The 8,322-nt window shown below is 69.6% G+C and carries 8 protein-coding genes; 6 read left to right on the top strand and 2 right to left on the bottom strand.

The genetic code is table 11. The features are described 5' to 3' along the window. Window positions 1-495 precede the first annotated feature (495 nt). Window positions 496-1,956: an NsdA family TPR-like regulatory protein gene (locus ABT004_RS35190; protein ID WP_351345504.1), complete on the bottom strand. Its 1,461-nt coding sequence runs from the start codon at window positions 1,954-1,956 to the stop codon at window positions 496-498. Between the two features lie 298 nt (window positions 1,957-2,254). On the opposite strand from ABT004_RS35190, the gene lipB reads away from it, so the two are divergent. From lipB to ABT004_RS35170, 4 genes are all read left to right on the top strand, one after another. Next, complete coding sequence (gene lipB, locus ABT004_RS35185) at window positions 2,255-3,058, top strand: lipoyl(octanoyl) transferase LipB (protein WP_351345501.1); 804 nt, start codon at window positions 2,255-2,257, stop codon at window positions 3,056-3,058. Between the two features lie 112 nt (window positions 3,059-3,170). Continuing rightward, on the top strand, window positions 3,171-4,136 hold the full coding sequence (gene lipA / locus ABT004_RS35180) for a lipoyl synthase (protein WP_351345498.1): 966 nt from the start codon (window positions 3,171-3,173) through the stop codon (window positions 4,134-4,136). A gap of 233 nt (window positions 4,137-4,369) precedes the next feature. Further along, complete coding sequence (locus ABT004_RS35175; RefSeq protein ID WP_351345495.1) at window positions 4,370-4,567, top strand: SCO2195 family GlnR-regulated protein; 198 nt, start codon at window positions 4,370-4,372, stop codon at window positions 4,565-4,567. 58 nt (window positions 4,568-4,625) lie between these two features. Continuing rightward, window positions 4,626-5,333, top strand: a complete 708-nt coding sequence (locus ABT004_RS35170) for a DUF4191 domain-containing protein (protein WP_351345492.1) — start codon at window positions 4,626-4,628, stop codon at window positions 5,331-5,333. A 111-nt stretch (window positions 5,334-5,444) separates the two neighbouring features. On the opposite strand, the gene ABT004_RS35165 is transcribed toward ABT004_RS35170, so the two are convergent. Beyond that, window positions 5,445-5,912 carry an RDD family protein gene (locus ABT004_RS35165; RefSeq protein ID WP_351345489.1) on the bottom strand — a complete coding sequence of 156 codons (468 nt, stop codon included), beginning with the start codon at window positions 5,910-5,912 and terminating at the stop codon, window positions 5,445-5,447. Between the two features lie 200 nt (window positions 5,913-6,112). On the opposite strand from ABT004_RS35165, the gene glnA reads away from it, so the two are divergent. Then, window positions 6,113-7,522 carry a type I glutamate--ammonia ligase gene (glnA, locus tag ABT004_RS35160; RefSeq protein WP_351345486.1) on the top strand — a complete coding sequence of 470 codons (1,410 nt, stop codon included), beginning with the start codon at window positions 6,113-6,115 and terminating at the stop codon, window positions 7,520-7,522. Window positions 7,523-7,694: 172 nt separating this feature from the next. Next, window positions 7,695-8,213 carry a DUF1269 domain-containing protein gene (locus ABT004_RS35155; protein ID WP_351345483.1) on the top strand — a complete coding sequence of 173 codons (519 nt, stop codon included), beginning with the start codon at window positions 7,695-7,697 and terminating at the stop codon, window positions 8,211-8,213. Window positions 8,214-8,322 lie beyond the last annotated feature (109 nt).

The raw sequence follows: 8,322 nt of genomic DNA, 5'->3' as shown, positions 1-8,322 counted from the left end.
CACCGGGGCAACACAGTTCCCCCGCCCATCTCCCCCCACCCGCCCCCTCCGGGGCTCCGGTCAGGCCCCTCCCGGGCCCCGCACCCCGCACCCCGCACCCCGCACCCCGCACCGGGTTGAACACCTTGGGGCTGGGCCCCAAACCCCGACGGCTCTCCGAGCCCGCGCCTCTCACACCCACGAGCGAGCTCTACTTACGCCCCGGGCCCCGGCTCAGCCCGCCCCGGCGCCGCGCAACAAACACCCGCCGGGGGGCCGAAGCCCCCGGAGGGGGCGGGCGGTGGGAGGTGACCGGGCGATCAGCGCGGCCGACATGAACCGCCCCGCGCAACGAACACCAACCGCCACCCCCGCCCAGGCGCCCGGCCCCCGCCACAGACCCGGCGGACGCCGCCGCGTGGCCCCCGCCTCGGGCAGCGAGGCGGCACCCCGGCGCCGCGCAACGGGAACCACGGGCGCCGACCACGGCACGGCCTCCCGGGCCCCGGCCCCGTCTCACCCCAACGTCGCGACCCGCTCCCGATACCCCCGGACGGGCCCCGCATCGCGGTACGGCTCCAGCCTCCGCTCGAACTCCCGCACATACTCGTGCGCCCGCACGGACCGCATGTCCGCCGCCGCGGACGCCGCCTCCGCCCCGAGCGCGCACGCCGAGTCCAGCTCCCCGAGCCCAAGGCGTGCCGACGCCAGCACCACCCGGCAGAACAACCGGCTGCGCGCGAACCCCGGCGCCCGCAACTGCAGCGACCGCTCCGCATGCTGCGCCGCGGCCCGGTACTGCTGCAGGTCCCGGTGGCAGTGCCCGAACTCGTCCGCCAGCTGCGCCTCGTCGAAGAACCGCGCCCACGGCGGCACCTCGTCCCCGGGCCGCACCGCCCCGAGCGCCCGCTCGGCCCGCACCAGCGACGCCGTACACGCCCGCACCTCGCCGAGCACCCCGTGCCCGCGCGCCTCCACGGCGTGCAGCAGCGCCTGCACCGCGGGCGGCGCCGACGCCCCGACGCCCTGCTGCGCGACCCGCGCGAGCTGCACCGCCTCCCGCCCGTGCCCGAGGTACACGGCCTGCCGGCTCATGGTGACCAGCACGTACGACCCGTACATCCGGTCCCCCGCGGCCTGCGAGAGCCGCAGCGCCTGCACGAAGTACCGCTGGGCGAGACCGTGCGCCGCGATGTCGTACGAGGTCCATCCTGCGAGCCGCGTGAGGTCGGCGACCGCGCTGAAGAGGCGCCGCCCGTGCTGCTCCCCGTACGCCCCGCGCAGCATCGGCTCCGCCTCGTGCTCCAGGTACCGGACGAGGGCCTGGCGCGCGTGCCCACCCCCGTACGCGTGGTCGAGGGCGCGGAACAGCTCGCCCACGGAGCGCAGCGCCGCGATGTCCCCGCTCGTCACCCGGTGCCCGGGCCCCCGCTCGGTCTGCCCCCGCTGCCGCGGCACCGCGGCCACCGCCTCGAGCGCCACGCCGGGCCGCCCCTGCACCGGCACCCGTGGCAGCTGCTCACCGTGTGCCACCCGGTCGTCGGCGCGGCCGATCAGCCAGTCGCGGCTGGGCACGACGAGCCCGGCCGGGGTGAACGCGATCTTCCGGAGTTCGGCATGGCTGCCGGAGTCCTTGCGCCACAGACCGCTGACGATGTCGACGGCCTCCTCCGGCGATGCCGCGAACTCCAGCCCCGCGTACACGGGCGCACACGCGTCGAGCCCGAGGTCCTGCGCGGAGAGGCGGCGGCCGAGGCGGCGTGTGAACACCTCTGCGATGAGCGCGGGTGTCGTCCCTCTGGGCTGCTGTCCACGCAGCCACCGGGTCACGGATGTCTTGTCGTAGCGCAGGTCAAGCCCGTGTTCGAGCCCAAGCTGGTCCACGCGGCGCGCGAGGCCCGCGTTGGAGAAACCTGCCTCCGCGATGAGCGCGGCGAGCTGGCGGTTCGGGGTGCGCTGCGGAGGTCGTTCCGTCATGCTGTGCGTTTGCCTTCCGGGCCCTGGGAAACGGTAAAGGGGGGCCATTGAGTGCCCCCCTTTAGTCGCTGCTCCCTCATGGAACGGCGTGCGCCGTGACCGGCTCCCGCTCACGGACGGCGCCGAAATTATCACGGAGCGCACACGGCGTCCCCCAATCGGCCGAGCCGAACCCCTCCTTCATCCGATCGTGTGACAAACCGCGCGTGGGGTGGACGGCTGGGCCGCGAAACGGGAGCCGTACAGTTGCTCCGGGCGCGTTATATGCACGGTGAAGGTTCTTAGGGAGGCACTTGCCGTGAGTGAATTCCGGTTCGTCCGCATGGGTTTCGGTGCGGACATGGTCGACTACCAGGTCGCCTGGGACGAGCAGCGCCGTGTGCACGCCGCTCGCTTCGCCGACGAGGTGCCCGACACCTGCCTGCTCCTGGAGCATCCGCCCGTCTATACGGCGGGCCGTCGCACCGCCCCCGAGGAACGCCCGCTCGACGGCACCCCGGTCGTCGACGTCGACCGCGGCGGCAAGATCACCTGGCACGGCCCCGGCCAGCTCGTCGGCTACCCGATCCAGAAGCTCCCGCGCCCCGTGGACGTGGTCGCGCATCTGCGCCGCCTGGAGGACGCGATGATCGCGGTCTGCGCCGAGTTCGGCATCGAGGCGGCGCGCGTGGAGGGCCGGGCCGGCGTGTGGGTGCTCGGCGATCCCATTGAGCAGCGTACGAATCTGGGCGGTCTGTCGCTCGATTTCAATCCGCGGCTCAGCAGCGAGGACGAGGAGTTCGACCACCGGCTCGTCGGCGCCGAGTACGCGCCCTCGAACGCGGGCCAGCGGCACGAGGACCGCAAGATCTGCGCCATGGGCATCCGCGTCGCCAAGGGCGTCACGATGCACGGCTTCGCGCTGAACGTGAACCCGGACACCTCGAACTTCGACAAGATCATCCCGTGCGGCATCCGCGACGCGGGCGTGACCTCCCTCTCGTACGAGCTCGGGCGCGAGGTCACGATGGACGAGGTGCTGCCGATCGCCGAGAGGCATCTGCAGAACGTTCTGGGGAACGCGGACCTCAAACCGCGCCCCGTCGAGAAGGCCTCGGTCTAGCCCATACGGGGAATGCACCCCGCAGGCCGCCGGTTGGCCACCCGTAAGGGCCATGAACATCACGGGCGTACCCTGATGTACGCCGAGGAATCAAAGCTTTAGGGAGCCGGTCGTGTCCGCAGTCGCACCCGACGGACGCAAGATGCTGCGCCTGGAGGTCCGTAACGCTCAGACCCCCATCGAGCGCAAGCCCGAGTGGATCAAGACCCGGGCGAAAATGGGTCCCGAGTACACCAAGATGCAGAACCTCGTGAAGAGCGAGGGGCTGCACACGGTCTGCCAGGAGGCGGGCTGCCCCAACATCTACGAGTGCTGGGAAGACCGCGAGGCCACCTTCCTCATCGGCGGTGACCAGTGCACGCGGCGTTGCGACTTCTGTCAGATCGACACGGGCAAGCCCGAGCCGCTCGACCGTGACGAGCCGCGCCGCGTCGGCGAGTCCGTCGTCACGATGGACCTGAACTACGCCACGATCACCGGCGTCGCCCGCGACGACCTGGAGGACGGCGGCGCCTGGCTGTACGCGGAGACGGTCCGCCAGATCCACCGCCAGACCACCAACCGCGCCGAAGGCCGCACCAAGGTCGAACTCCTCGCCCCGGACTTCAACGCGGACCCGGACCAGCTGGCCGAGGTCTTCTCCTCCCGCCCCGAGGTCTTCGCGCACAACGTCGAGACGGTCCCGCGGATCTTCAAGCGGATCCGTCCGGGCTTCCGCTACGACCGTTCACTGAAGGTCATCACCGAGGCCCGCGACTTCGGCCTGGTCACCAAGTCGAACCTGATCCTCGGCATGGGCGAGACCCGCGAGGAGATCAGCGAGGCGCTGCGCCAGCTGCACGACGCGGGCTGTGAGCTGATCACCATCACGCAGTACCTGCGCCCCTCCGTGCGGCACCACCCCGTGGAGCGCTGGGTCAAGCCGCAGGAGTTCGTGGAGCTGCAGGGCGAGGCCGAGCAGATCGGTTTCTCCGGCGTCATGTCGGGCCCGCTGGTCCGCTCCTCGTACCGCGCGGGCCGACTGTTCCGGATGGCCCAGGAGCGGCGCGACTCCTTCGCCCCCTCGCAGGCCGTGTGAATTCACGCACAAGACGCTACTGACCGGTAGTGGCCGGTAAGGCGCGGTCCTGACGATCCCCGCAGTTGAGGGGCACCGTCAGGGCCGCGTCTGTGTTTGCGGCGTGAGCGTCAAGGCTTCATTGGTGTTTGACCGTCCGGTCACGCCCTGGTAACACCAATCAGTGACTCTGAAATCACGCCCCGTACATCCCGTGCCACTGCCGTGATCAGTCTTCTAGGGGGACCTCAGCCATGCAGGCCGCGCCCGTCCGCGCCACCGCCATCCCGACCGTCACCGACGCACTGCGCGCTGTGGAGTCGCTGCTCATGAGCAGCGGCCAGCGCACCGCCCGCCGCAATGCCTGGACCTCCGTCCTGGAGGACCGCCGCCGCGCCAAGGACCGGGTCGAGGCGCAGCGCGTCCTGGAGGCCGTCGCCTCGCGGGGCTGAGCGAACCCGGGGCCGGTGCGGGTTCTTCCCGCGTCCCCGGCCACGTAGACTTCAGTACATGGCGAGGAAGGAAACTGCAGCGGACGCTGCTAACACCGGGCGGCTCAAGCAGATCGCTCAGACCTACAAGATGACCCGCAGGGTCGACACCAAGATCGGTCTCGTACTCGCGGGTGTGGGAATCGTCACCTTCGGCGTCCTCCTCGCGATCGGCTTCTTGATCGGTCACCCCATCTACCTCGGGATTCTCGGCGTTCTGCTCGCTTTCCTCGCGATGGCGATCATCTTCGGGCGCCGGGCCGAGAAGGCGGCCTTCGGGCAGATGGAGGGACAGCCCGGCGCGGCCGCGGCCGTGCTCGACAACATCGGACGTGGCTGGACGACGACCCCCGCGGTCGCCATGAACCGCAGCCAGGACGTGGTGCACCGCGCGGTCGGCAAGGCCGGCATCGTGCTCGTCGCGGAGGGCAACCCGAACCGGGTGAAGTCGCTCCTCGCGGCCGAGAAGAAGAAGATGGCCCGCATCGTCTCCGACGTCCCGGTCCACGACTTCGTGGTGGGCACGAGCCAGGGACCGGAGGGAACGGTTCCGCTGAAGAAGCTCCGCACGACGATGCTGAAGCTGCCGCGCGTGCTGACCGGCCCCCAGGTGACCGCGACCAACGACCGGCTGAAGGCGATGGGCGACCTCATGTCGAACATGCCGCTGCCGAAGGGTCCGATGCCGAAGGGGATGAGGATGCCCAAGGGCGGCGGCGGTCGCTGACACGCTCCGCTGCTTGTACGTGAACGAGGCGGGCCGGAACCTGATGGTTCCGGCCCGCCTCTCCTACGTTTTACGTTTCCGCACGGGCCAGCGCCCGTGTTCCCCGCGGCCCTAAATGCGGACCTGCACCGCCTTCGCGACCCGGTCGTGCAGGCCGCGGCCGTCGCGGTCCCAGATCAGCGCCGGGATGGCGACGCACAGCAGCACCGAGCGGGCCAGCACCCGGCCGAGACCGATGCGTCCGCCGGCCTCGGAGACGACCCGCAGGCCGAAGAGGCGCTTTCCGGGGGTGCAGCCGATGGTGCCGACCGTGAGCACACTGAGTGCGAAGAAGAAGAGCAGCGCCCAGTTCCCCGTCGCCTGGTTGTAGCCATCCGTGACCAAGCCGTATGCGATCAGCATGCACAGCGCCCAGTCGACGACGAGGGCTCCGATACGGCGGCCGGGACGGGCGACGGAGCCGGGTCCGTGCTCGGGCAGACCGAGCTGTTCCCCGCGGTAACCGAAGTCGGCGCCCGCCTGTTCCATGGCCTCACGAGGCCCGGACAGCCACGATCCCATTGCTTCCCTGTTGTCCACGCGTCAACGGTACTGCGCCGCTCTCCTGATGCGGTCCCGGCCCCCGCTCCGGTTAACTTGGGCGAAACAAATGGGTCATGCTTGAGAAATCACGCCTGCATATCGTCATGCCCCAGCGTGTGCCACCGCACCGGTTCGCGTGATCGAGCTGCCAAGAGCTGCAACCCCGCCCCCTCCTGGGTGGGAGTAGGAGGAGTTGGATGTTCCAGAACGCCGATGAAGTCAAGCAATTCATCGCCGACGAGGACGTCAAGTTCGTCGACGTCCGCTTCTGCGACCTGCCGGGTGTGATGCAGCACTTCACGGTGCCGGCCACGGCGTTCGACCCGGACGAGGAGCTCGCCTTCGACGGCTCGTCGATCCGCGGCTTCCAGGCGATCCACGAGTCCGACATGGCGCTGCGCGCGGACCTGTCGACAGCCCGTGTCGACCCCTTCCGCCGCGACAAGACGCTGAACGTCAACTTCTTCATCCACGACCCGATCACGGGCGAGCAGTACTCCCGTGACCCGCGCAACGTGGCGAAGAAGGCCGAGGCGTACCTCGCCTCCACCGGCATCGCCGACACCGCGTTCTTCGGCCCCGAGGCCGAGTTCTACGTCTTCGACTCGGTGCGCTTCGAGACGACCGCCAACCGCTCGGTCTACGAGATCGACTCTGAGGCGGGCGCCTGGAACACCGGTTCCGAGGAGAACAACCGCGGCTACAAGGTCCGCTACAAGGGCGGCTACTTCCCGACCCCGCCGGTCGACCACTTCGCCGACCTGCGCGCCGAGATCTCCCTCGAGCTGGACAAGCAGGGCCTCCAGGTCGAGCGCCAGCACCACGAGGTGGGCACGGCCGGCCAGGCCGAAATCAACTACAAGTTCAACACGCTGCTCGCCGCGGCCGACGACCTGATGCTCTTCAAGTACGTCGTGAAGAACGTCGCCTGGCGCAACGGCAAGACCGCGACCTTCATGCCGAAGCCGATCTTCGGTGACAACGGCTCGGGCATGCACGTCCACCAGTCCCTGTGGGCCGGTGGCGAGCCGCTCTTCTACGACGAGCAGGGCTACGCGGGCCTCTCCGACATGGCCCGCTACTACATCGGCGGCATCCTCAAGCACGCCCCGTCGCTGCTCGCCTTCACCAACCCGACGGTGAACTCGTACCACCGCCTGGTGCCGGGCTTCGAGGCGCCGGTCAACATGGTGTACTCGCAGCGCAACCGCTCCGCGGCCATGCGTATCCCGATCACGGGCTCGAACCCGAAGGCCAAGCGCGTCGAGTTCCGCGCACCCGACCCGTCGTCCAACCCGTACCTGGCCTTCGCCGCGCTGATGATGGCCGGCCTGGACGGCATCAAGAACAAGATCGAGCCGGCCGAGCCGATCGACAAGGACCTCTACGAGCTGGCTCCCGAGGAGCACGCCAACGTCCAGCAGGTCCCGACCTCGCTCCCCGCGGTCCTCGACGCCCTCGAGGCCGACCACGAGTACCTCCTGGCCGGCGGTGTCTTCACCCCCGACCTGATCGAGACGTGGATCGACTACAAGCGCACGAACGAGATCGCCCCGATCCAGCTGCGGCCGCACCCGCACGAGTTCGAGCTGTACTTCGACATCTAAGCCGTCCCGCAACCCCGGACGCGCTCGTCGTCGAGGGCCCGGTCTCCCCCATGAGGGAGGCCGGGCCCTCGGTCGTGTCAGGGGCGGGCGGGCTCCGCCGGGCGAGTGTCGGCAAAACGCCCTAAACTCGGGCAAGTCGCACACGCTGAACACGCCTCGGAGGAGTGCCGTCATGAGCAATCTGTTCGTCGTCGCCTACGACGATCTCGCCACCGCCAACCAGGTCCGCGCGCGGCTCCTGCAGATGTCGAAGGAGCACCTCGTCGAGCTCGAGGACATCGTCGTCGTCGAGCGTCGCGAGTCCGACGGGAAGATCAAGCTGAACCAGGCGGTGAACCACACCGCGACGGGCGCCGCGGGCGGCGCGCTGTGGGGCGGTGTCATCGGGATGCTGTTCCTGGTGCCGTTCCTGGGGGCCGCCGTGGGCGCCGCCGCCGGGGCCGCCGGTGGGGCCGTCACGGACACCGGGATCAACGACGACTTCATGAAGGAACTCAGCCAGAACCTGCGGCCCGGCGCCGCCGCACTGTTCGTCCTCGTCAAGCAGGCGGCCAAGGACAAGGTCGTGCCCGAGATCGCCGCGTACGGCGGTCAGCTGGTGCAGACGTCGCTGAGCAACGACGAGGAGGACGCGCTGCGCGAGATCCTCAAGGACGCGCAGGCGAAGGCCCAGGCGCCGGCATCAGCGTAGGTGTAGGCGCAGCGGACGTACGACGGCTGCCCCGGTCCCAAATCGGAACCCGGGCGCCCGCGTACAAAAAGGTAAAGAACACCTAAGAACAACAGAAACCAATAACACG

The organism is Streptomyces sp. NPDC002790 (assembly GCF_040295505.1).
Lineage (GTDB): Bacteria > Actinomycetota > Actinomycetes > Streptomycetales > Streptomycetaceae > Streptomyces.
Note: the sequence above shows the minus strand (reverse complement) of the source record. Positions and strands in the feature narration are given on the sequence as shown.

Bases quoted from the DNA above. Each gene is read 5' to 3' on its own strand.
- ABT004_RS35155 (WP_351345483.1), top strand. From the start codon at position 7,695: ATGAGCAATCTGTTCGTCGTCGCCTACGACGATCTCGCCACCGCCAAC.
- glnA (WP_351345486.1), top strand. From the start codon at position 6,113: ATGTTCCAGAACGCCGATGAAGTCAAGCAATTCATCGCCGACGAGGAC.
- ABT004_RS35190 (WP_351345504.1), bottom strand. From the start codon at position 1,956: ATGACGGAACGACCTCCGCAGCGCACCCCGAACCGCCAGCTCGCCGCG.
- ABT004_RS35170 (WP_351345492.1), top strand. From the start codon at position 4,626: ATGGCGAGGAAGGAAACTGCAGCGGACGCTGCTAACACCGGGCGGCTC.
- ABT004_RS35175 (WP_351345495.1), top strand. From the start codon at position 4,370: ATGCAGGCCGCGCCCGTCCGCGCCACCGCCATCCCGACCGTCACCGAC.